This is a genomic window from Maribacter sp. Asnod1-A12 (assembly GCF_045063735.1).
GTDB lineage: Bacteria > Bacteroidota > Bacteroidia > Flavobacteriales > Flavobacteriaceae > Maribacter.
Genome location: NZ_JBEFNZ010000006.1, coordinates 1,112,944 through 1,138,487 on the forward strand (window position 1 = coordinate 1,112,944; position 25,544 = coordinate 1,138,487).

General features: G+C 35.0%; 20 protein-coding genes. 16 read left to right on the forward strand and 4 right to left on the reverse strand.

Translation table 11 applies throughout. The annotated features are described in order from the left end of the window. The first annotated feature begins 27 nt into the window (after positions 1-27). The gene (locus ACJJVP_RS04580) at positions 28-2,304 is read left to right on the forward strand and encodes a TonB-dependent receptor (protein WP_405411150.1); all 2,277 of its coding nucleotides are present in this window, start codon (positions 28-30) and stop codon (positions 2,302-2,304) included. A 72-nt stretch (positions 2,305-2,376) separates the two neighbouring features. Continuing rightward, positions 2,377-3,519 carry a lycopene cyclase family protein gene (locus ACJJVP_RS04585; protein ID WP_405411151.1) on the forward strand — a complete coding sequence of 381 codons (1,143 nt, stop codon included), beginning with the start codon at positions 2,377-2,379 and terminating at the stop codon, positions 3,517-3,519. Here the strand turns inward: ACJJVP_RS04585 and ACJJVP_RS04590 are convergent. After that, on the reverse strand, positions 3,516-4,490 hold the full coding sequence (locus tag ACJJVP_RS04590; RefSeq protein ID WP_405411154.1) for a polyprenyl synthetase family protein: 975 nt from the start codon (positions 4,488-4,490) through the stop codon (positions 3,516-3,518). The genes ACJJVP_RS04585 and ACJJVP_RS04590 overlap by 4 nt on opposite strands. Before the next feature lie 184 nt (positions 4,491-4,674). On the opposite strand from ACJJVP_RS04590, the gene ACJJVP_RS04595 reads away from it, so the two are divergent. From ACJJVP_RS04595 to ACJJVP_RS04610, 4 genes are read left to right on the forward strand one after another with little or no spacing between them, the layout of a single operon-like run. After that, complete coding sequence (locus ACJJVP_RS04595) at positions 4,675-5,280, forward strand: TetR/AcrR family transcriptional regulator (RefSeq protein ID WP_405411156.1); 606 nt, start codon at positions 4,675-4,677, stop codon at positions 5,278-5,280. Further along, positions 5,281-6,621, forward strand: coding sequence for a TolC family protein (locus ACJJVP_RS04600; protein WP_405411159.1), 1,341 nt, complete (start codon positions 5,281-5,283; stop codon positions 6,619-6,621). It begins immediately after the preceding gene. Positions 6,622-6,646: 25 nt separating this feature from the next. After that, positions 6,647-7,813 carry an efflux RND transporter periplasmic adaptor subunit gene (locus ACJJVP_RS04605; protein ID WP_405411162.1) on the forward strand — a complete coding sequence of 389 codons (1,167 nt, stop codon included), beginning with the start codon at positions 6,647-6,649 and terminating at the stop codon, positions 7,811-7,813. Between the two features lie 6 nt (positions 7,814-7,819). Continuing rightward, a complete protein-coding gene (locus ACJJVP_RS04610; RefSeq protein ID WP_405411164.1) occupies positions 7,820-11,323 on the forward strand; it encodes an efflux RND transporter permease subunit in 3,504 nt (1,167 codons plus the stop codon). Positions 11,324-11,395: 72 nt separating this feature from the next. Here the strand turns inward: ACJJVP_RS04610 and ACJJVP_RS04615 are convergent, their stop codons facing one another. Further along, positions 11,396-11,743 carry a toxin-antitoxin system YwqK family antitoxin gene (locus ACJJVP_RS04615; protein ID WP_405411165.1) on the reverse strand — a complete coding sequence of 116 codons (348 nt, stop codon included), beginning with the start codon at positions 11,741-11,743 and terminating at the stop codon, positions 11,396-11,398. Between the two features lie 258 nt (positions 11,744-12,001). On the opposite strand from ACJJVP_RS04615, the gene aspS reads away from it, so the two are divergent. The 6 genes from aspS to ACJJVP_RS04645 all read left to right on the forward strand — a co-directional run bounded on the left by aspS (position 12,002) and on the right by ACJJVP_RS04645 (position 17,642). Continuing rightward, positions 12,002-13,756, forward strand: coding sequence for an aspartate--tRNA ligase (aspS, locus tag ACJJVP_RS04620; RefSeq protein ID WP_405411167.1), 1,755 nt, complete (start codon positions 12,002-12,004; stop codon positions 13,754-13,756). A gap of 130 nt (positions 13,757-13,886) precedes the next feature. After that, positions 13,887-14,429: a hypothetical protein gene (locus ACJJVP_RS04625; protein WP_405411169.1), complete on the forward strand. Its 543-nt coding sequence runs from the start codon at positions 13,887-13,889 to the stop codon at positions 14,427-14,429. After that, positions 14,401-15,255: a tetratricopeptide repeat protein gene (locus ACJJVP_RS04630; RefSeq protein WP_405411171.1), complete on the forward strand. Its 855-nt coding sequence runs from the start codon at positions 14,401-14,403 to the stop codon at positions 15,253-15,255. The genes ACJJVP_RS04625 and ACJJVP_RS04630 overlap by 29 nt, the downstream gene beginning before the upstream one ends. A gap of 35 nt (positions 15,256-15,290) precedes the next feature. Continuing rightward, positions 15,291-17,075, forward strand: coding sequence for a chloride channel protein (locus ACJJVP_RS04635; protein ID WP_405411174.1), 1,785 nt, complete (start codon positions 15,291-15,293; stop codon positions 17,073-17,075). Between the two features lie 38 nt (positions 17,076-17,113). Then, positions 17,114-17,380: a hypothetical protein gene (locus ACJJVP_RS04640; RefSeq protein WP_405411177.1), complete on the forward strand. Its 267-nt coding sequence runs from the start codon at positions 17,114-17,116 to the stop codon at positions 17,378-17,380. 70 nt (positions 17,381-17,450) lie between these two features. Then, positions 17,451-17,642: a cold-shock protein gene (locus ACJJVP_RS04645; protein ID WP_027065298.1), complete on the forward strand. Its 192-nt coding sequence runs from the start codon at positions 17,451-17,453 to the stop codon at positions 17,640-17,642. 61 nt (positions 17,643-17,703) lie between these two features. On the opposite strand, the gene ACJJVP_RS04650 is transcribed toward ACJJVP_RS04645, so the two are convergent. Further along, complete coding sequence (locus ACJJVP_RS04650) at positions 17,704-18,147, reverse strand: nucleoside deaminase (protein ID WP_405411180.1); 444 nt, start codon at positions 18,145-18,147, stop codon at positions 17,704-17,706. Between the two features lie 63 nt (positions 18,148-18,210). Between ACJJVP_RS04650 and dxs the strand changes: the two genes are divergently transcribed. Then, complete coding sequence (gene dxs, locus ACJJVP_RS04655) at positions 18,211-19,977, forward strand: 1-deoxy-D-xylulose-5-phosphate synthase (protein ID WP_405411183.1); 1,767 nt, start codon at positions 18,211-18,213, stop codon at positions 19,975-19,977. Then, positions 19,974-21,101, forward strand: a complete 1,128-nt coding sequence (locus ACJJVP_RS04660) for a DUF3078 domain-containing protein (protein WP_405411184.1) — start codon at positions 19,974-19,976, stop codon at positions 21,099-21,101. Before dxs ends, ACJJVP_RS04660 begins: the two co-directional genes overlap by 4 nt. On the opposite strand, the gene ACJJVP_RS04665 is transcribed toward ACJJVP_RS04660, so the two are convergent. Further along, complete coding sequence (locus ACJJVP_RS04665; protein WP_405411187.1) at positions 21,098-22,441, reverse strand: deoxyguanosinetriphosphate triphosphohydrolase; 1,344 nt, start codon at positions 22,439-22,441, stop codon at positions 21,098-21,100. The genes ACJJVP_RS04660 and ACJJVP_RS04665 overlap by 4 nt on opposite strands. Positions 22,442-22,618: 177 nt before the next feature. On the opposite strand from ACJJVP_RS04665, the gene ACJJVP_RS04670 reads away from it, so the two are divergent. Both ACJJVP_RS04670 and ACJJVP_RS04675 read left to right on the forward strand, forming a co-directional pair. Further along, positions 22,619-23,017, forward strand: a complete 399-nt coding sequence (locus tag ACJJVP_RS04670) for a carboxypeptidase-like regulatory domain-containing protein (protein WP_405411188.1) — start codon at positions 22,619-22,621, stop codon at positions 23,015-23,017. Positions 23,018-23,244: 227 nt separating this feature from the next. Further along, positions 23,245-25,512, forward strand: coding sequence for an anion permease (locus ACJJVP_RS04675; RefSeq protein WP_405411191.1), 2,268 nt, complete (start codon positions 23,245-23,247; stop codon positions 25,510-25,512). Positions 25,513-25,544 lie beyond the last annotated feature (32 nt).

Consider the following 25,544-nt stretch of genomic DNA (forward strand, 5'->3'; position numbering starts at 1 on the left):
TTTAGGTTTGTCTAAAATAATATTTAGATGATTAAAATTATATTTTTTGCTTGCTCTATTTTATCTTTAAATGTAATCAGCGCGCAAAATTCAGACATATCTGGTACCGTATCTTTTAATGGTAATTCAGAACCCTACGTGAATATTTACCTAAAAGGAACAGAGATTGGTACTGCTTCCGATGAAAAAGGACAATACACTTTAAAAAATATTTCACCAGGAAAATACACTTTGATAGCATCGAATATTGGTTTTGAAAAGTTTTATAAAACAATTACGATAAGTAAAGATCAAGACAAAATAATCGACATTAACTTAAAAGCATCAACAGAATCTTTAGACGAAATGGTAGTCACCGGTACTTTAAAACCAGTTAGTAGATTAGAGAGCCCGGTACCTGTGGAAGTTTACAAGCCAACTTTTTTTAAAAAAAACCCTACAGCCAGTATTTTTGAAGCATTACAGAATGTCAATGGTGTTCGTCCACAAATTAATTGTAATGTATGTAACACCGGCGATATACATATTAATGGCCTGGAAGGACCCTACACCTTGGTACTTATTGACGGAATGCCTATTGTAAGTGGATTAGGTACTGTTTATGGATTGTCTGGCATTCCAAATTCGTTAATTGAACAAATTGAAGTTGTAAAAGGTCCCGCTTCATCCTTATATGGTAGTGAGGCCGTTGGCGGACTTATAAATATTATCACCAAAAACAATCTTTCCGCACCTAAATTCTTTGCAGATACCTTTATAACCGATTGGGGTGAATTCAACCTTGATGTTGGCACTAAATTTAATATAGGAAATAAAACCAACGTTCTATTGGGTGTCAATTATTTTAAATATGATAATCCTATCGATAATAATGACGATAATTTTACAGACCTTACCCTTCAAGACAGAATTTCAATTTTTCAAAAATGGAATTTCTCAAGAAAAGACGCTCGTGTTCTGTCTCTCGCAGGTCGATTCTTTTACGAAGATCGATGGGGAGGTGAAATGCAATGGACACCAGAATTTAGAGGAGGAGATGAAATTTATGGCGAAAGTATATATACCCGCAGATGGGAATTATTAGGGAAATATCAATTACCGGTAAAAGAACAGATGATACTATCTTTTTCTTATAATGACCACAAACAAAACTCTGTTTATGGCGATGTAGCATATTTGGCCGATCAACGTATTGGTTTTACACAATTAACATGGGATAAAACTAGTGGAAAACATAGTCTTTTGGCAGGTACGGCGTTACGTTACAACTACTATGATGATAACACAACTGCCACTGCGAATGACAACGAAAACGAACCTGATGAAATTTTAATACCAAGTATATTTATACAAGATGAAATAGCCTTTAACAAAAAACATTCGCTATTGTTGGGCGGCAGATATGATTATGATGACCGACATGGCAACATTTTTACCCCAAGGGCCGCGTATCGATTTAAGTTCACAGATAATGATATCATTCGATTGAATGCGGGCACCGGCTTTAGAGTCGTTAATCTATTCACAGAAGACCACGCTGCACTTACCGGTTCTCGAGATGTTATCATTGCCGAAGAATTAGAACCCGAGCGTTCGTTTAATATCAACCTTAATTATCTCAAGAAAATTTATGGTGATAGTGGCACTTTTGTTAGTTTAGATGCATCTGCTTTTTACACTAATTTTCAGAATGTTATTATACCTGATTATGATACTAATCCGAATCAAATCATATATGACAATCTAGATGGTACTTCCATTTCAAAAGGGATCAGTGCCAATGTAGATGTTTCTTTTTATAATGGTCTAAAGTTCATGGTAGGCGGTACACTACAGAACGTAAGCAATACCGAGAATGGCGTAAAACAGCGACAAATTTTAACCGAGAGCTATTCTGCCAATTGGAGTGTTAGCTATGATGTTCGAGCTTGGGACTTTACGATTGATTACACTGGAAACCTTTATGGCCCTATGCGACTACCGACCTTAGGAGAAAACGACCCAAGAAGTGATTTTTCACCCGCTTGGAGCATTCAAAATATACAATTTACTTATGACGGTTTAAAGAATTTCGAATTTTACGGAGGTATAAAAAACCTATTGGACTGGACACCTAACAGAGGTAATCCATTTATAATTGCTAGAGCAGATGATCCTTTTGACAAAGAGGTAACCTTTGATGCCAACGGTAATGCCGTTGCTACACCAAACAACCCAAATGCATTGACTTTTGACCCATCATACGTCTACGGTCCCAACCAAGGTATAAGATCATTTTTTGGTATGAGATACACCATAAATTAAATAAAAAGATAATTGCTATTCGTATTTTTGAGATTACCAGGCAATTAATGTCTTAGGAAGTTTTAAAAGTTAATGAACGAATACGACTATATTATTATTGGCGCAGGTGCATCTGGTTTGTTATTAGCCGATGCAATGCTCAATGATTCATTTTTTGAACATAAAAAAATACTCCTTTTAGATAAAGACCTTAAAGATACCAATGATCGTACATGGTGTTTTTGGGAAAAAGGCGATGGTCAATTTGAAACTATTATCCATAAAAGATGGAATTCTATCCACTTTCAAGGAGAAGATGTTCTTAAAAGAACAGAAATTAATCCGTACTCCTATAAAATGATCAGGAGTATTGATTTTTACAATCACTATTTAGGTAGAATAAAAGAATCATCGAACATTACTTTTGTTCAAGAAGCTATGTTAGACATAAATGAGTTAGCCACTGAGGTTACCGTAAAAACTACAAATAACTCCTATTCTGGCAAGTACATATTCAATAGTCTTTTTAACTATAAAATGGCAACCGAGCAAAAAAAATATCCAGTATTGCAGCAACATTTTGTAGGCTGGGTGATTAAAACTGAAAAGCCCATTTTCAATGCCAATGAAGTTACCTACATGGATTTTTCCATCCCTCAAAAAGGAAATACCCGTTTTATGTATGTATTGCCCTATTCAAATGACACCGCGTTAATAGAATACACGTTGTTTTCAGAGCAATTATTACCTAAAGCTGAATATGAAGCTGCTATAAAAGAATATATAGCAGACCGTTTTCAATGCAAAACTTATGAGATTACTGAAAAGGAAGCGGGTAGCATACCAATGACAGCTTATGACTTTAGAGAACGCCATACAGATAGAATTAGATATATAGGTACCGCAGGCGGATGGGCAAAACCTAGCACAGGCTATACGTTAATGAGTACCACAAAGAAAATACCTAAACTAATTGAGCATATTAAAAAAGGAGATCCACTTCTAAAAATGAAACTAAAAGATAAATTCTGGTTTTACGACATGCTATTTCTAGATGTATTACAACATGACAATGCTAACGGACATAGTATATTTGAATCAATATTCAACACATTAAGACCCCAAAAAGTGTTTAAATTTTTAGATGAAGAAACAAGTTTAAAAGAAGATATTGTTTATATAAATTCTTGTCCAAAAATGCCATTTATAAAAGCATTGTTCCGTAGATTGTTTTAAACAGTTCTATTCATCAAATTCTCACCAAACTCTCTTAGAAGGTCTTTGTTTTTTTGTTCTATATCCATTTCGTCAAGCACTTCAAACGCTTTTGATGTATAGTCTGCAATAGCAACTTTGGTAGCACTATCGGCACCGGTTTTTTCAAAAATGGTACGAACCGCCTTAATCTTAGCGTCTGACTCTTTTGGCTGTATAGAATATAGATGCTCTAGTTCTTTTGACATTACGTCAGACCCAGAATTCAAAGCTTTTAGATACAAGTATGTTTTTTTATTTTCAATAATATCACCACCAACTTGTTTTCCAAACGTTTCTGGATTACCAAAAACATCTAAATAATCATCCTGTAGTTGAAAAGCAATACCAAGATTCAAGCCAAATTTATACATCTGTTCTTGAGCAATATCAGGTGCACCGGCAACTATTGCACCCATTTTAAGAGCTGCGGCTACAAGTACCGCTGTTTTATACTCGATCATTTTCAGATACTCAGGCAACATTACATCGTCTCTTATCTCAAAATCAACATCATATTGCTGCCCTTCACAAACCTCTAATGCCGTTTTACTAAATAACTTGGCTAAATCTCTAAATACATTTGGTTCATAATTTTCGAATAATTGATATGCCATTATCAACATAGCATCACCAGAAAGAATACCTGTATTCACATCCCATTTTTCATGTACAGTGGTTTTCCCTCTACGTACGGGAGCATCATCCATAATATCATCATGAACCAAAGAAAAGTTATGGAAAACCTCTATCGCCAGAGCCGCATCTAAAGCCTTAGTAAAATCGACCTTAAAAATCTCGGTAGTCATTAATACCAAAACTGGTCTTAAGCGCTTTCCGCCCAATCCAAGAATATAGGTTATAGGCTCATATAGATTTCTAGGTTCTTTGGTAATTTTTTTTGAGTTCAAATAAGCAATAAACTCATCTCTATATTCTTCAATAGTATGCATTAGTGGCAATTTTCTTCAAAAATACGTTGTATTTTATAAACGTTTCTTTTTAAAAAATTTTGCAAACAAAATAATCTTTGAACTAGTCATAACTGCACACGACTTATAGTTGGCATTAAAAAAATGTAAAACTTTGGAAACTTTATTAGTTTCTAAAGTTTCCTGATGTATATTTGCAGCCGTTATGAAAGAAAAAATTAGGGATACAGCTACACAGCTTTTCTTAGAACGTGGTTTTAAAAGTATTACTATGGATGATATTGCCAATGAAATCGGCATGTCTAAAAAAACCATTTATAGTGAATATAGCAATAAAACTTCCCTAGTAGAAGACTGTGTCATGAACAAATTCTGCATTTTAAGCGACGGTATTGACTTAATTATAGCAATGGAAAAAAACGCTATTGAAGAATTATACGAAATTAAGAAATATGTAATGTCTCATTTAAAGGATGAGAAAAGCTCACCTCAATTTCAATTAATGAAGTACTATCCTAAAATTCATAAGTCCTTAAAAATGATGCAATTCAATAAAATGCATAAATGTGTTTTATTAAATGTAGAACGTGGTTTGCAACAAGGTCTGTTTAGAGACAATGTAGAACCTGAATTTATAGCTAGAATATATTTTACAGGTATGAATAGCATTAAAGACCTAACCATTTTTCCATTAGAACAATTTCCTGTAAAAAATTTAATGGATTCATTTTTAGAATATCATTTACGTGGTATTGTAACACCTAAAGGAAAAACAATACTAAATAACATCATCAATTCAAATCAAGAATAAATGCGAAATCAATTATTAGTTTTAATCACTATTCTAAGTATAACCTTAGGGTATTCACAAGAGCAGACGTATAGTTTTACCCTTGACGAAGCAATTCAATATGCTTTAGAAAACAATTATTCAGCAATTAATGCAGATAGAGATATTATAGACGCTCAAAAACAAAAATGGGAAACAATAGCAGGTGGTTTGCCACAGATAAATGGTTCTATAGGTTATCAAAACCAATTGAAACAACCTGTTTCGTTGTTACCGGCAGAATTCTTAGGCGGTGAAGCAGGAGATTTTATACCTATAATTTTTTCACAGCCACAATCAGCTACTGCTACCGCAACTTTAACGCAACAGATTTTTGACGGTTCTTATATCGTTGGGGTACAGGCGACAAAAGCATTTTTAAGTTACAGCAAAAACAATAAAGAAAAGACAGAGCTAGATGTAAGAAAACAAGTAGTAGAAGCTTATGGCAATGTACTTTTAGCTGAAGAAAGTGTAAATATTTTAAAGAAGAATAAATCGACGTTAGAAAAAAACCTTTACGAAACAACCAAACTTTATGAAAACGGATTAGGAGATGAAGAAAGTGTCGACCAACTTCAAATTACACTTTCATCTATAGAAAATCAATTACAGAATGCCATTAGATTAAAGGAAATTACCTTACAAATGTTAAATGTGAGTTTAGGGTTGGATTTAAATACGCCTACGACATTACAAGAAAAACTGGAAGACCTAACAGTTTCTAAAATGGATATAAGTATTATAGGTACCGATTTCAATATCAATGATAATGTTGATTATAAACTAGCAGAAAATTTGAACGAACAACGTTTCTTCGAATGGAAATTGGCAAGAAGCCGTGCATTACCGACTTTAAATGCTTTTGTAAATTATGGTAGTTCGGCATACTCTGATAGCTTTGATTTTTTTAGTGGTGAACAAGAATGGTACGACTCTTCAATTTTAGGTTTCGATCTTAATATTCCAATCTTTAGCTCTTTAAAAAGAAGTGCCAGTACGCAACGTGCTAAAATTGCTTTAGAAAAAGCAAAAACACAGTTAACTGAAGCCGAGCAGCAAATTAGACTACAATTAGAAAATGCCAAAAATAATTATACTCTTGCCATTGCTAATTACGAAACTGCCAAACAAAATCTAATGTTATCTGAACGTATAGAAAATAAAAATCAGATCAAGTATAAAGAAGGTCTTGCAACTAGTTTTGAACTTAGACAAGCTCAAACACAACTTTATACCACGCAACAAGAGTACTTGCAATCTATGGTAGAGGTCATCAATAAAAAAACCGAATTAGAAATTATACTAAATACAAAAGCTTAAATAATCAATCATTAAAAAAACAATCATGAAGAAAATATTATTTTTACTAACCGCGACTATTGCCCTTTTCTCTTGTGGTGGTGGGGAGCCATCAGTAGCTGAAATCATCGAGAAGCAAAACCTTGAGGCGATAAGAGCTAAAAAAAGCGAAATAACCTCACAACAAAAATTAATAGATGTACAGCTAAAATCTTTAGACTCTGCAATTGCAATTTTAGGTAACGAAGAGAAACTTCCTTTGGTGAATACATTAACAGCTAAAAAAGAGATATTTAATCACTATTTAGAATTACAAGGAGCTGTAAGTACCAAACAAAACGTTTTAATTTATCCTGAAATGTCGGGTACTCTACAAAAAGTATATGTAAAAGCAGGCGACCGTGTATCCAGAGGGCAAATACTTGCAACTATAGATGATGGCGGTATGTCAAGTCAATTAAGTCAACTAAAAACGCAAGCAGCATTGGCTAAAACGACATTCGAACGCCAAGAGCGTTTATGGAATCAGAATATTGGATCAGAAATTCAATATTTACAGGCTAAAACAAATTATGAAGCAGCCGAAAACATGGTTTCCCAAACTCAAAGTCAACTAGGAAAATCTACTGTCAGAGCGCCCTTTTCGGGAATTATAGACAATGTTATTAAAGATCAAGGAACAGTAGTTGCTCCAGGTCCAGGTTCAGAGGTTTTTCGTATTGTGAATCTATCTGATATGTACATTGAAGTAGAAGTACCAGAATCATATTTAGGTAGCGTTGCAAAAGGTAAAGAAGCCTTAGTATATTTTTCTGTTTTAGGTGATAGCATCGTTACCAAAATCAGAGAGACAGGTAATTTCATCAATCCTTCTAACCGTTCTTTTGAAGCTGAAATTCCCGTACCTAACAAAGACGGTAGAATAAAACCTAATTTAACTGCAAAGGTTGCTATAAACGACTACACCAGTGAAGAAGCTATTTTAATACCAACCAGTATAATTTCAGAAAATGCAGACGGCGAGCAGTATGTATTCGTAGCGGAAGAGACTAATACTGATGGAGAAGCGCTAGTAAAAAGAAGCGTTATCACAACTGGTAAAACCCAAGGTGCCAATATTGAAGTATTATCTGGTTTAGCCGATGGTAACCAAATTATAAAAGAAGGTGCAAGAAGCGTTAAGGATGGTCAAAAAGTAAAAATCAAAAAATAGATATCGATGAGCAAAGTACAAAAGAACGCCGATAAGGAATTCGGTATATCGTCTTGGGCCATTGATAACCCTTCGGTTATTTATGTCATGATAGCCATTTTTCTTTGGTTGGGATTTAGTGCCTATATGGCCATGCCTAGAGAAGATTTTCCAGAAATTATAGAAACCAAGATCTACATTAGTACACCATACCCTGGTAACACCGCTGAAGATATTGAAAAACTGATTACTGATCCTTTAGAAGACAGGTTAAAGAACATTAGTAATGTGGTTGAGATTACCTCAACTTCTCAAGAAGATTATGCCATTTTAACCATAGAATTTGATGAGGACATTACCGTTGAGCAAGCTAAGCAAAAGGTAAAAGATGAGGTAGACAGTGAAAAAGCGAGTGAAGACTGGCCTACTTTTAACGGTGCCAAAGTAGAACCAAATGTATTCGACCTTAACTTCTCTGAAGAAGTGCCCATTATGAATATCAACTTTACAGGTGATTATCCTGTAGAGAAATTAAAGGAATTTGCAGAATACCTACAAGATGAAGTAGAAGATCTACAAGAAATTAAACAAGCAGACATTCGTGGTGCACAAGATTTAGAGGTCGAAGTTGGTGTTGACATCTACAAAATGATGGCTGCTAAAATTAGCTTTCAAGATGTTATCAGCGCTATAAGCAATGGTAACATGACCATGTCTGCCGGTAATTTGAAAACTGTTGGACAAAGACGTACCATTCGTATTTTAGGTGAAGTAGAGGATCCTAAAGAACTAAACAACTTTGTGGTTAAATCTGAGAACGGTGCCGTATACTTAAAAGATATTGCGACGATTAACTTTCAGGCAAAAGACAAAACTACTTATGCTCGTGAATTTGGGAATAACGTAGTAATGCTCGATGTTAAGAAGAGAGCGGGTAGAAACTCCATTTCTGCTGCTGATAAAATAAAAGCATTGGTAAAGAAAGAAAAAGCCGATTACTTTCCGCCAGATTTAAATATCTCTATTGCCAATGATTCTTCTACGCGTACATTGAACCAAGTTGATGATTTGGTAAACAATATCATCTTTGGTATTATACTCGTAGTAACCGTTTTAATGTTTTTCTTAGGTTTTAGAAATGCATTATTCGTTGGTTTTGCAATACCGATGTCCATGTTCATGTCATTTGTAATTCTTTCATGGCTAGGTTATACGCTGAACACTATGATTCTCTTCGGAATGATTATGGGACTTGGTATGTTGGTCGACAATGGTATTGTAGTTGTTGAAAATGTATACCGATTAATGGACGAAGGCATGTCTAGAATAGAGGCAGCTAAAAAAGGTATAGGTGAAATTGCCTACCCAATTATTATATCGACAGCTACAACTGTGGCAGCGTTTGTTCCATTAGGTCTTTGGCCCGGTATATTTGGGCAGTTTATGATCTACTTCCCTATTACACTATCCGTTGTATTGGGATCATCATTATTTGTGGCCATATTCATGAACTCTATGTTGGTTTCCAAATTCATGAGTACCGATGAAAAAGAACTGACCTTAAAGCAATTGATTAGAATGAGTGCTATTCTAGTTGGTCTAGGAGCATTAATTTTAATTTTTGGTGGTGCAATGCGCGGCTTAGGTTCTGTATTGATCCTTACTGCAATCATGTTTTGGGCATACAAATATATCATTAAGGGATCTGCTATTAAATTCCAGAAGAATACAATGGCACGTTTTGAAAACTGGTACGAAAGACGCTTGAAACACGCCTTAAGAGGCAGCAACGTATACTGGTATTTTGGTATTACATTCTTAATGCTAATCGGTGTATTCATGTTATTTGGTATGTCTGTTGGTAGCGGTAGAACTAAAATTGAATTCTTCCCAGATAACAAACCAAATGAAATCTATGTGTATGTAGAATACCCTGAGGGAACATCTATTGAGAAAACCAATGAGATTACCAAAGAGGTTGAGAATCAGGTATACGCAATCATGGATGATGATATATACAAGAATGAAAAGGGTGAAAACTTTATGATGGCATCTGCTGTATCTGTAGTAGGTGAAGGTGCCGGTAATCCGCTTACCGATGGTGGTTCATCTGCCGAAATGCCACATAAGGGTAAGGTAACCGTAAACTTTAGCGAGTATAAATTTCGTAATGGTTTAAATACCGAAGATATTCGTGGTCGTGTACAAGCCGCATTACAGGGCATTTATCCTGGTGTTGCCATATCAGTAGAGAAAGATGCTAATGGACCGCCAGCAGGTTTCCCAATTAACATTGAACTTGAAGGTAATGATTATGACGAACTGATCAATACTGCCGAAGACATTAAAAACTTCATCAATACTAAAAACATTGCTGGTATTGAAGAATTGAAAATAGATGTAAACAAGGGCAAACCAGCCATGCAAGTGATTGTAGATCGCCAAAAAGCAGGAGAATTAGGTGTTGCCGTTGGTCAAGTTGGTAACCAGTTAAGACGTTCTATTTTTGGTGAAAAAGCAGGTGTTTACAAAGAGGATGGTGAAGATTATGATATCAACATCAGATTTAATGAAGACTTAAGGTACAACAAGAGCGCGTTATTCAACCAGAATATCATTTTTAGAGATCCTTCTAACGGACAGATTAAGGAGATTCCGATTTCTGCTGTAGCAACCGAAAAGAATACATCTGGCTATAGTGCTATTAAGCACCGCGACGGTAAACGTGTTGTAACTATATATTCAGGATTAAAACCTGGCTTTACTGATGCCGGTGCAATTGTTGCCGAAATCCAAAATGAGATGGGAAGTTTTGATGGAACTCCCGCTACCGTTAAAATTGATTATACAGGTCAATTAGAAGAGCAAGCGAAACAACAAGCCTTCTTAGTAGGTGCATTTTTCTCAGGATTAGGATTGATTATGCTTATTCTAATCTTCCAATTTGGTGGTATATCTAAACCATTGATTATTATGATTGCCATTTTCCTAAGCTTTATAGGTGTATTTGGAGGATTGATGATTACCGGATGGTCTTTCGTAATTATGATGACCATGATGGGTATTATATCATTAGCCGGTATTGTAGTAAATAACGGTGTGGTACTTCTAGATTATACCCAAATTCTAATAGATCGTAAAAAGGTACGTCTGGGTATAGAAGACAGTGATTTGTTAACCATGGATGATGCAACAGATTCCATGATCGTAGGTGGTAAGGCAAGATTACGACCCGTAATATTGACAGCTATAACAACAGTATTAGGATTAATTCCGTTGGCAATTGGTCTTAACATTGATTTCTTTGCCTTGTTCTCAGAGTTTAATCCACATATCTATATTGGTGGTGACAATGTAATTTTCTGGGGACCATTGGCATGGACAGTAATCTTCGGTTTATTGGTTGCTACCTTCTTAACTCTAATCATTGTGCCTGTACTATTCAATATAGTATATCGTATAAAAGTCAAGATCAGCAGTTTTGGAAACAAGAGCAATGACCAAAACGAACAACTTGAAAGTGTAGCATAATCCACTTTAAGTTAATTGCATAAAAAAGCCCGTATCAATTATGATACGGGCTTTTTATTTGACTTAGTTAGTTTATTTATTACTAACAACAGGATCTTTTGTGTTTGCTTTAGATACACTTGCAATTCTGTTGTTATCAAAACTTACTTCGCTTTGTACATCACCTTCCCAGAATAACCACTTACCGGTTCTAACACCGTTCTCATAGTTACCCATTGCAATTTTATCTCCTTTTTCATTGAACATTTTCCACTCTCCTTCTAACTTTTCGTTTAAAAAGTATCCTTCTTGAGATTTTTCACCATTTGCGTGAAAATATGTTGCTTTCACTTTTTCTCCATCTTTTTCAAAAGTAGGATCAACTTGAGCATATGCTCCTAAAGACAATGCCATAACGGCTATAATTAAGAATTTTTTCATGATATATATTTTTTGGGATTATTATTTTACAATACTCTAACGAGATAAAGATACAATTATTTTGCAATTAATCAATGTTTTGGTAACTTTTACATAACATTAACTTTACATTAAAGCTATATTAAACTGTTTTTTAGATACTTAAATAAAAATCGTGTCGATTATGTCGTAAACCGGTCATCCTATAAAACGTGCCTTTCATATAGACCTATAATGAAATAGACTTCTTAAATTTGCCCTTTCATTAAAGCACATGTTATGTATAGAAGCCATTCCTGCGGGGAATTAAGAGAATCACATATTGGCGAAACAGTTACCCTTTCTGGGTGGGTTTCCAAAACAAGAGACAAAGGTTTTGTTGTTTGGGTAGATATACGTGATCGTTATGGTATTACACAACTAGTTCTTGATGAAGACCGTACCAATGCAGAACTTTTAGAGCAAGCTAGAAATCTAGGTAGAGAGTTTGTTATTCAAATTAAAGGTGAGGTTATTGAAAGAGCTTCCAAAAACGCAAACATCCCAACGGGTAATATTGAAGTTTTGGTTTCTGAACTGATCATTTTAAACGAATCTAAGACTCCGCCGTTCACTATAGAGAACGAAACTGATGGTGGCGAAGACCTCCGTATGAAATACAGGTATTTAGACATCCGTAGAAATCCTGTAAAAAACAACCTTATTTTTAGAAGTAAGGTAACCATGGAAGTTCGTAAATTTTTATCGGGCGAAGGCTTTATAGAAGTAGAGACTCCGTATTTAATAAAATCTACACCAGAAGGTGCTAGAGATTTCGTGGTACCAAGCCGTATGAACGAAGGGCAGTTTTATGCCTTACCACAATCGCCACAAACATTTAAGCAGTTGCTAATGGTGGGTGGTATGGATAAGTACTTTCAGATTGTAAAGTGCTTTAGAGATGAAGATTTACGTGCCGATAGACAGCCAGAGTTTACGCAGATAGATTGTGAAATGGCCTTTGTTGAGCAAGAAGATATACTTAACGTTTTCGAGAACTTAACCAAGTACCTTTTAAAAGAAGTGAATGGTGTTGAGATAGATTCGTTCCCGAGAATGACGTATGATGATGCTATGGCTAAATACGGTAACGATAAGCCAGATATTCGTTTTGGAATGGAGTTCGCTGAATTAAACGCTATTGCACAGCATAAAGAATTTGGAGTTTTCAATTCATCTGAACTAGTCGTTGGTATTGCCGTACCAGGTGCTGCTTCTTATACTAGAAAAGAGTTAGATGCCTTAGTAAACTGGGTTAAGCGTCCACAAATTGGTGCTAATGGAATGGTTTACGTAAAATGCAATGAAGACGGAAGCTTTAAATCTACCGTTGATAAATTCTACGACCAAGATGATTTAGCAAAATGGGCAGAAGCAACAGGCGCCAAACCAGGTGATCTTATTTGTGTACTTTCTAGTGATGCCAATAAAACAAGAACACAATTAAGTGCCTTACGTATGGAAATGGCTACTAGACTAGGATTAAGAAAACCAAACGAATTTGCGCCATTATGGGTAGTAGATTTCCCATTGTTGGAGCTTGATGAAGAAACTGGTCATTACCATGCCATGCACCACCCATTTACATCACCAAAACCAGGTCAGTTAGAATTACTGGATACTGATCCAGGTGCTGTTCGTGCAAATGCATACGATTTGGTATTGAACGGAAACGAAATAGGCGGTGGATCTATTCGTATACATGATAAGGACATGCAAGCAACCATGTTCAAGCACTTAGGCTTTACTCCTGAAGAAGCAAAAGCACAATTCGGTTTCTTAATGGATGCATTCCAATACGGTGCACCACCACATGGCGGACTAGCATTTGGTTTGGATAGACTTGTATCTATTTTAGGAGGACAAGAAACAATTAGGGATTTCATTGCCTTCCCTAAAAATAATAGCGGTAGAGATGTCATGATTGATGCCCCTGCCCCAATTGATAATGAGCAATTGAAAGAATTGAACTTGAAGTTGGATATTCAAGAATAAACCATCTTGACAAAGTGATAATTAAAAATCCCGCCTAGTGCGGGATTTTTTTGTTTGCTCTTCTCTTCAATTAGATACCTTACAAATCAACTACCACACTAAGTAAGGTATTTTTTGTTAAATTCACTTTGTGAAAAAATGGGTAAAAGTTGTATTGTATAGTTTATTGGGCATAGTTTTAATCATTGGTGGTGTTATTGGATATTTTTATTATCAATATGATTGGAAATATGAAGTGAATGAAAAAAAATACCCTAATAATATTGGACACCTATCAATAGTTAATAAGGACTTTAATCTTTGTAATGAAGATCGTATAATTGGCTGGTTTGCAAATGCAGCTATGTATACCCCTATATTTAACGGTAGTAAATCCTCATTTGAAAAATATATTTTAGAACATTATATTAGTACAGACAACACTGATAATGGTTTTTTGAACTTGAGATTTATAATCAATTGTAAAGGAGAGGTTGGAAGAATGGAAATCAATGAATTAGATATTGATTATAAACCATCTAAATTTTCACCAAACCTAGTTAAACAAATTATAAAATTAAGTTCTAGAAAAGAAAATTGGAATATATCAAGCATTAAAGGTGAACAGTTAGACAGCTATATGTACTTAATTTACAAAATTGAAGATGGTGAAATTTCAGAAATACTTCCTTAGCATAATACTGGGCTTATTTTTGTTGATTTCTTGTAAAAAAGCCTCAAAAAATAATACTCAGCAGGATAAAGACCTTGCTAAAATTCTTTTTGATCAAGAATTCGGTACACATGACCACATGAAGCCTATTCAAGGTACACCTAAATCAATGACCATGTTGGACTCTATTTTAAAATTAGACCCGACACATGCCGCAGCTTGGCGTGAAATTTCAATACCATATTTAAAGAGAGGGATGCCTTTAGAATGGAAACCACTCATTGACAAATCTGTCGAAATAGATCCAAAAAATTGGCAGCCAATGAGAGGCTATCTATATCTTAATTTCTACAGAGACTTTGAAAAAGCAATTGCAGATTTTAACGCATCAGATTCATTGACATCACATTTAGATTATCCACAAGGGCATAGTGTAGATTTTTGGCGAGGTATCGCTTATTTAGGTGCAAAAGACTACGACAACTCTATTGCTTATTGGGACAAACACATTACTAAAGAAACAGAAGACTCTGGTGAAGATTGGGTAGAGCTAGAAGCTTTTCTTTACAGAGGGATAGCCTATTTTGAATCTGGCAATACAAAGAAAGCAAATGAGAATTTTGACAAAGTTATTCAGTACTTTACCAACTCTGCAGATGCCAAATATTATAAGGCGCAGTTATTATTAAATGAGGGTAATAAAAAAATGGCTATTAATATGATTGAAGATGCCATTGTAGATTTCAACAACGGCTATTATAACAATAGAGCTTATGTAGAAACCCTACGCCAAATTTATCTTGAAGATTTAGAAGATTTTAAATCAAAAATCATAACCAGTAATTAAATACCTTTGACCCTTACTAATGTTATGGCCAAAACATGCCCATTCAAGCGAACAACCTTTTAAAGCGTATTTATAAGTGGAGATATAAGAACATCTCACAAAAGACCTTTATATATATATTAAGCGTTGTTGTGGGGCTTTTAGCAGGCTTGGCATCGGTTACCCTAAAAAACATAACCTACTTCATTGAGGCATCCCTTGAAAAAGGAATTATTTTCTCTAGCAATCAACTGTATTTCATCCTCCCTATTATCGGTCTTACTTTGGTATATCTTTATGTAAAATACATTCATAAAGAGAAACTTAATCATGCCGTATCTTCTATTCTGTTCTCTTTATCTAAAAACAAAGGTCGTATAGATGTAAAGCAAGTATACACCCAACTAATTATTGCTCCGTTAACCGTAGGTTTTGGTGGATCTGTAGGGTTATTAGGACCTGCTGTTGCAACAGGCGCAGCTATAAGTTCAAACCTAGGACGCCTGTTTCATATCAATTCAAAAACTCGTTCCCTGTTAATTGCTTGCGCATCGGCAGGTGCTATATCCTCCATATTTCAATCGCCTATTGCGGCCATAATTTTCGCCGTAGAAGTATTTAGCATGGATCTTACCATGATATCCATGTTACCCTTATTACTAGCTTCCATAAGCGGTGTGCTTACTTCCTACTTTTTTATGGGAAATGAGGTTTTATTAAACTTTTCCAACACAGAACCTTTTGAAATTAAAGACACCTTATTCTATATTCTTTTAGGGGTTGGTACTGCGGTAGCATCTATCTATTTTACAAAAATGTACTTTAGAATCGTAAACCTCTTTAAACCATTAAAGAGTCCGAAATACCGTCTTTTAGTTGGTGGCTTAGCGATAGGCATTATGTTATATATGATCCCGCCGTTATATGGTGAAGGGTTTTCCTTTATAAACTACTTGCTTATAGGTGACCACATTACTGCTTTAGGCAAAACTCCTTTTGATACCTACACAAACAATATCTGGATTGTAATTGCTCTATTAATAGGTATTACCATTTTTAAGGCTGTTGCAATGACCACTACACTGGCTGCAGGTGGTGCTGGTGGTATTTTTATCCCAACCATGGTAATGGGTAGTGCCTTAGGTAATGTAGTTGCCAAGATTATCAATAATTCTGGACTAGGGTTTTCAGTATCCGAGAGTAATTTTACGTTAATTGGTATGGCCGGTCTTATTGCCGGAGTACAACATGCCCCATTAACCGCTATTTTCTTAATTGCGGAAATCACTGGTGGTTATGCTCTATTTGTTCCTCTGATGATTACGGCATCCATATCATACCTTATCACTAAAAACACGGTAGATTATACTATTTACACTAGAGAGTTAGCTGAAAGTGGCGATTTATTGACCCATGATAAAGACCAAGCTGTTCTTACGCTAATGGACCTAGAATCTGTAATTGAAACTAATTTTAAAATTGTGCATCCAGAGATGACTTTAGGTGAAATGTTACATGATTCCGTTGCAAAATCTACCAGGAACATTTTTCCTGTAGTTGATGAAAATCAGCGTTTTTTGGGCATTATTCTTTTAGATGATATTAGAGAATTTATGTTCGACACCAAATTGTACAACACCACAAAGGTGGAAACCTTTACTCATAAAGCCCCAGATCATATTTATTACGGGTTGGATAGTATGCAGATAGTAATGCAGAAATTTCAAGATAGTGGCGCGTGGAATTTACCCGTTGTTAAAAATGGAAAATACATGGGCTTTGTATCTAAATCAAAATTATTGACCGCTTACAGAAGAGAATTGATACGTTTTACCAAATAAAAAGTAAATTCCTCAAATCTTTCAGAAAAAGAAACAACATGAAATACATTATCACCATTATAGTTTTAATCTCCACAGGACTAATCATTTATGGATTTAGCCTAGATACTGACCAAGAAGCATTATCACATAGATTTATTGGTTCAGGTACTTTAGGACTGTTTTTATTGGCAATGCCACTTTTTTTGATAAAAGAAAGCAAGGGTAAAAAATTCAACGATTATATGCTTACAGATGAAAATGTGAGAAAAATGCAAGGAAAAAAGCCTAGAAACACTGATAATCAAGATACTCCGATAAAATAAACCCTCAATTTCCTACCAATCAACAGGAAAAAATATTAAATTAGAATGTTAATATTAAAATTTCAATACAATGATTGGTACCGTCAAATTTTACAATGAATCTAAAGGTTATGGATTTATAACCAATGAAGAAACTGGAAAAGATATTTTTGTTCATGCCACCGCTTTACACGGCACAGAAATTAGAGAAGGTGATAAAGTGAGCTACGAAGAGGAAGAAGGAAGAAAAGGCACAGTTGCCGGACAAGTACAAGTACTATAAATTCCTTTCATGAAAAACTAGATAACCGCGCTATTGCGTGGTTTTTCATTTATACTAAATCCTATTTTCTTTTCTTAGCAAAAAACTGAAGCAATAAACTTGCAGCTTCATCTTCTAAAACACCACCAAATATTTTAGTTTTAGGATGCAATGTAGTTCCCATAACTCCGCACCCACGCTGTTCATCTCTAGCGCCATAAACGATTTTACCAATCTGGCTCCAGTACAAAGCACCAGCACACATTTGGCATGGCTCTAAGGTTACGTAAAGCGTACAGTCCTTTAAATATTTTCCACCTAAAAAATTTGCGGCCGAAGTAATTGCCTGCATTTCTGCATGCGCCGTAACATCGTTTAATTTTTCCGTAAGATTATGTGCCCTGGCAATGATTCTATCTTGCACAACAATTACCGCACCTACAGGTACTTCGCCAGCTTCAAGGGCGTACTCTGCCTCTTGTAGTGCCTTTTTCATAAAATAAGTATCATCGTAAGGTAAAACCATAAGTTCAAAAATACGACAGTTTCATTTTTAAAAAAGTATTTTTGTCTTCATTATACCCACAGTTTGAAATCGATACTAAAACATATCAATTCACCCAACGACCTTAAATCTTTAAAAGAAAAAGATTTAGAAAAATTGGCTGTTGAGTTACGTGAGTTTATTATTGACATTGTTTCGGTTAAAGAGGGTCATTTAGGCGCCAGTTTAGGTGTTGTAGAATTGACCATTGCATTACACTATGTTTTTAATACGCCTACAGACAAGCTAATTTGGGATGTTGGACACCAAGCCTACGGTCATAAAATACTGACCGGTAGAAAAAATATATTTAATACCAATAGACAGTTAGGCGGCATAAGTGGCTTTCCAAAAATGGAAGAAAGCGAATATGATGCTTTTGGTACGGGGCATAGCTCCACTTCTATTTCCGCTCTGTTAGGTATGGCTTTAGCAGCCCAATTACAAGGTAAATTACAGAGACAACATATTGCCGTTATTGGAGATGCTTCTATAGCCAGCGGTATGGCTTTTGAAGGATTAAACCATGCCGGGGTTACCAACGCGAATATTCTAGTGGTTCTCAATGACAATGCCATGGGGATCGACCCAAGTGTTGGTGCATTAAAAAAATACTTGACCAACGTAAAAACAGGTACAGCAAAAGAAGAGAATATTTTTGAGTGCCTTAATTTTAATTATACGGGTCCTATAGACGGTCATGACTTGCACGGTTTGGCAAAAGAACTAGAACGTTTAAAGCATATTGAAGGTCCTAAATTGCTACACGTAATCACCACGAAAGGAAAAGGGTTGCAAAAGGCAGAGGAAAATCAAGTTACCTATCATGCGCCCGGTAAGTTTAATAAGCAAACGGGTGAACTACAAAAGAAAACAAACGTTGCCCAACCACCCAAGTTTCAAGATGTATTTGGTAAGACATTAGTTGAACTTGCCCAAAAGAATGAAAAAATAGTAGGTATAACTCCCGCTATGCCCACAGGTAGCTCTCTAAAATTTATGATGGAAGCTATACCCGATAGGGCTTTTGACGTTGGTATCGCAGAACAGCACGCGGTAACGTTGGCTGCAGGTATGGCTACTGACGGTTTAGTCATATTCTGTAATATCTACTCTACATTTTTACAACGTGCCTATGATCAGGTTATACATGATGTAGCTATACAAAATTTACCAGTGATTTTCTGCTTGGATCGTGCAGGATTGGTGGGTGAAGACGGACCAACACATCACGGTATTTTTGATATTTCTTATTTAAGATGCATACCAAATCTAATTATATTTTCACCCCTAAATGAAATTGAGCTACGTAACATAATGTTTACCGCACAACTAGGTTTAGACCACCCAATTGCCATTAGGTATCCTCGTGGTAGAGGTAATTTAATAGATTGGCAAGCACCAATGGAAAAACTTATAATTGGAAAAGCGAAAGTTTTAAAAGAAGGAACCAAAATTGCCATTTTAAGTACAGGCCCAATAGGAAATATGGCATCAAATTTGCTGTCAGAATTGGACCAACACACAGCAATTGCTCATTATGATTTTTCATTCATTAAACCGCTGGATACCATTTTATTAAAAGAAATCTTACAGAAATATGAGCATATTATTACGCTTGAAGATGGCTCAGCTGTTGGTGGATTTGGTAGTGCTGTATTAGAATTTGCAAATAACATTGGAATCCATAAAATAATTAAGATATTTGGCATTCCTGATGCTTTTATTACTCACGGTTCAACCGAAGAATTGCATAAAAGAGCAGGACTAGATAAGATGTCCGTAAAACAATATGTACAACAATTTCTATGAAAATAATGGCTTCAAAATCGCTTAGTTTTTTACTTCCGCTACTACTATTAGTTGCAACTATATCCTTTGGTCAAGATACAATACCGGCACCTATAATTGTTGATAGCATTGTGGTAGACAGCATAGCTGTAGACACCATCGTAATTCGTAGAACGGTAGATAAGATTTTCACCCCTAGAAAAGACGTAAACCTTCAAATACCCAATATTGACTTTAAAAAAACCAAAATCTTACAAAAAGGTTTTCAACGTTTTAGAGTTCCTTCTTTCTGGGAAAGTGAAAACAGTTTTGGTTTAGATATTAGTGAAGTTGCATTTGTAAATTGGAATGCGGGTGGTGACAATGCCATTAGCGGACTTGGATATTTAACTTTTGCCAGAAAATATAAATTCAGTAATTTTTCATGGGAAAACGACTTAGAACTTAAGTACGGTTTAAATGCACAAGAAGGCCAAAAACTACGAAAAACAGAAGATGTTATTCGCCTAAGTTCAAACTTAGCCTTTAAGAAAGATACGATTAGTAATTGGGCATACTCTGTTCAGTTGAACTTCAACACCCAATTTTCTAACGGTTACACTTACCCAGATAGAGAAACCCCAATTTCAAGATTCATGGCTCCCGGTTATTTACTGTTTGGTGCTGGTACATCATTTATTACTAAAGATGAAAAGTTTAATCTTTATTTATCACCACTAACACAAAAATCGACATTTGTACTCGACCAAAACCTTGCTAATAGTGGTTCCTTTGGTGTAGAAGAAGCCGTACTTGATGCGAATGGTAATATAATAACCCCAGGAAAAAATCATTTACTGGAGTTTGGTATTCTAATAACCAACAATGTAAATTATACTGTAGTAGAAAATGTTGAACTAACCAGCAGATTAAGTCTTTACACCGACTATATCAAAAGTTTTGGAAACATAGATGTAGACTGGGAACTTTCATTAAAAATGAAAGTAAATAAATTTATAAGCGCCAGTTTAGGTACACAGGTTATTTATGATGATGATATCCTTTTTGATGTTATTAAAAATGATGATGGTACAACACTAGACGCCGGTACACCAAGAATTCAATTTAAACAAACGCTTGGCGTTGGCGTACTATACGGATTTTAAAGTTGCTTTCCCTTAATTTTATTGTGGATATGAACCGCAGCACTATCAGATAGGCTTGCGACATAACAACACGTATTCAATATAATCTGATAAAGCGATGTACTTGTTTCTTGATAGAAACCAGGTAAAGTCTTTAAAATAAGCTTATGATAATTAGATGCGTTATTGTTCTTTTTACCAATTAGTGCGGCAATATACACATCTAAAATATCAGAAATAATGGTGTAACCGGCTATTTCTTTTTCTACTACCTCTTGCGACTGATAGAGCTTTTGAACACTTAGGCTAATAATATCTTCAATCTGAGCTTTAAACCCGCTTTTATCCAACAAAGAAACTTCAAAAGTACCGTTTAATATACTTTCTTCATTTTCAATAAATATAGAAACAGCGTCTTGAATTAAGGTGTTTATAGCAAGAGCGCGGAGGTAACTTAACCTATCTTCCATATATTCCAATGAATTATACTTATTGGTATTTATGGTGTCTTTCACTAGCTTTATCAAATATTCGAGAGCATAATCTTCTGAAATTAGCCCTAAGTTTATACCATCTTCAAAATCAATAATAGTATAACATATATCATCTGCAGCTTCTACTAAAAATGTAAGTGGATGTCTACCATAAGAAATTGTACCATCGTTACTTCTACTTGACAAACCCAATTCTTGCGCAATCTCCTCAAATATATTTTTTTCACTTTGAAAGAATCCGAATTTTTTATCACAAATATGCTTAGTAGGATTCTTTGGAAGTGATTCTTTTGGATATTTCATAAAAGCTCCTAATGTAGCATAGCTTAAACGAAGTCCGCCAGAGACACCCGCTTTATCTTGGGTCATTAATTTGAAACCGTTTGCATTCCCTTCAAAGTCAATAATGTCTTGGTATTCTACTTCAGAAAGCAATTCTTTATATTTTACCCCGTTTCCAGTTTTAAAATACTCCCCTATAGCTTTTTCTCCACTGTGACCAAATGGCGGATTACCAATATCATGTGCTAAGGCTGCAGCTGCCACGATACCTCCAATATCATTAAAATGATACCCATGCACTTCCCTTAAATAAGGATGTTTCTCTATTATCTTCTTACCTGCCAGTCTACCTAAACTTCTACCTACAACAGAGACTTCAAGGCTATGTGTTAATCTTGTATGAACAAAATCAGTTTTTGAAAGGGGAATGACCTGCGTTTTATCTTGCAGACTCCTAAAAGCAGATGAAAAAATAATTCGATCATAATCAACATCAAACCCAAGTCTAGTTTCATCTTGTTCATTTCTTAATCGTTTATTTTTATCTCCTTGCCTACGTAAAGAAAGTAATTGTTCCCAATTCATTTTATATCATTTTAAACAGACCGCAAGATACAGCATTTACTAATTTTCTTCTGTTAAGAACTAGAGTCACTAAAATATTATGCACTAGAACCTTAACCTTTAAAACATGTATTCATAATTTTATGATAACCTTATCTTAACCTTGGGTTGTTTTCTTTGTCAAGTATAACTTTAGACATGAAGAAAATTTATTTCCTTTTCGCTTTAATAACATGTTCCTTGGCCTATGCACAAGAAACTAGCTCGATCAGGGGCAAAATATTAGATGGCGAATTTTATAACGAACCTTTATTAATGGCTTCAGTCAGTATTGACAACGCCGAGTTTTCTACTCAAACGAATTTCAGAGGTAATTTTGAATTTGATGATATTTTACCAGGCAAGCACGAAGTTCTTGTTCAATTTGTAGGCTATGAGCCGATGTACATAGAAATTACAGTTAATGAAGGTGAGTCGGCTGAAATTTTAGAAACACTATATGCAAAAAGGCTTTCAATGCCTACGACTACCAAAGTAAGCGTAACGACAGAAGATGCCTTAAATTCACTAGAATTAGCTTCAAATAAAACGAAGTAATCCTACCATATCTTTTGACTTTCTATCAATTGAGTTTTTCATTTTGAAAAGCAATACGGATATCTAGAGAAAAAATCTTTTTTCAAAAAGAAATTAGTATTTTCAACAACTAAACTTAGTTTCTTTGCAGATGTTAATCATCATAGAATACGATATTAACTTCATAACCTTATTTTAACCTTAATGATAATTTATAATATCATTTTTGTTCCTTATTTAATTTTTTGATGGGAGAGAACATATATTTATTCATGATTATTGCTCTAGCAGTTTTGGCAATAACAGATTTAATTGTTGGTGTTAGTAATGATGCCGTTAACTTTTTAAATTCGGCGATAGGTTCAAAAGCTATTTCTTTTAAAACAATAATGCTTGTTGCCAGTGTAGGTATAGCCTTCGGAGCAGTATCTTCAAGTGGAATGATGGAGGTGGCAAGAAAAGGAATCTTTAATCCGTCAGAGTTTGTATTCGCAGAAATAATGATTGTCTTTATGGCTGTCATGATAACCGATATTCTGTTATTAGATTTCTTCAACACTTTAGGAATGCCCACATCTACCACGGTGTCTATAGTATTTGAGCTTTTAGGAGCAGCAGTTGCCATTTCTTTAGTTAAAATATATTCGGGAGATGGTAATTTCACCCATCTGTCAAACTACATTAATACAGATAAAGCGACCGAAATCATATTGGGTATTTTATTATCCGTCGTCGTCGCATTTACAATTGGCGCCATCGTTCAATTTTTTACTAGGGTATTAATATCTTTTAAATTCAATGACAAGCCAAAATGGGTAGGTGCCATTTTTGGTGGCATGGCTATTACGGCAATTATATACTTTATACTTATTAAAGGTCTGAAAGGTACTTCTATACTAAGCCCAGAAGCATCTATGTTCATTGGTGAAAATCCTGAATTATTCTTATTAGGGAACTTCATGGTATGGTTCGCGCTATCATGGGCGGCTACGACCTTCATGAAATGGAATATATATACTATCATCATTATTTTAGGTACGTTTGCTTTGGCTATGGCTTTTGCAGGTAATGATTTAGTAAACTTTATCGGAGTACCTTTGGCTGCTTACGAATCTTTTTTAAGTTGGTCAGATTCAGGTCAGTTAGCTTCTGAATATAACATGAAAGGCTTGGCTGTGGCTGTCCAAACTCCTACCTATTTATTATTAGCATCAGGAGTAATCATGGTTGTTACATTATGGTTTTCTTCAAAAGCTAAAAATGTAGTGAAAACAAGTGTTGACCTTTCTAGACAAGACGAGGGCGATGAACGTTTTGAACCAAATTATCTATCAAGACAGATTGTAAAATTTTCGATAAAAGCATCTGAAAATTTAAACAGCATTATACCGATATCATTACAAAAGAGAATTGATATTCAGTTCGTAAAACCAACTTCATACGCTCAAAAGGCAAAGGCAAAAGACCAACCTGCCTTTGACCTCATAAGGGCTTCTGTAAACTTAATGGTAGCAAGTGTACTAATTTCATTAGCGACGTCATTAAAACTACCATTGTCTACTACATACGTAACTTTCATGGTGGCTATGGGTACATCTTTGGCAGATAGAGCCTGGGGTTCTGAAAGTGCCGTGTATAGAGTTGCTGGTGTATTAAATGTTATTGGGGGATGGTTCTTTACAGCAATTGTAGCATTCGTAGCCGCAGCCATTATTGCTTACATTATTCATTTAGGTGGTATTTATGCAATTAGTGCATTATTAATTTTTGCATTTGTATTAATCAGCAAGAATTACCTTTCTCATACCAAGAAATTAAAAGAGACTAAAGAAGAAGAAATTTTAGAACGTGCAGAAAGCAGTTCTATTCAAGGGGTTATCGAAGAAAGCGCAAAGAACATTGCCAATGTTGTAAAAAGAGCTAATAAAATATACTCTAATTCTATTAACGGATTAGCAAAACAAGACCTCAACTCACTACATAAAAATAAGAAGCAAGGCGCAAAATTGGCGAACGAAATTGAAGATTTGAGAAATCACACCTTTTATTTCATTAAGAATCTAGAAGAGGCTCATATTGGCGCCAGTAATTTTTATATTAATGCCATGGGGCATTTAACCGATATTTCTCAATCGTTGGAATATATAGGTAAAGTAAGCCACAAGCATGTTAATAATAACCACAAGAAATTAAAATACAACCAAATTAAAGAGCTTAAACAAATTGATATAAAACTAGCTGAGATCTTTGACAATACTTACCATGCATTTGAAGAAAGGTCATTTGAAAAAATTGGTACTATTTTGAACAATAAGCAAGAATTATATGATTTGGTATCTCAAAAAATAAGCCTTCAAGTAGAGCGCACAAGGTCAGAAGAATCTAGTCCTAAAAACACAACATTGTATTTCACCATCTTGCTAGAAACCAAAGATTTAATGACCGCAACAATGGATCTATTGGAACTTTATTATAAAGAACATGATGCCGATGTTGCCCCTGCAACTTTAGATTAAATCAATTTTTCTATTGAACCAAAAATACATTT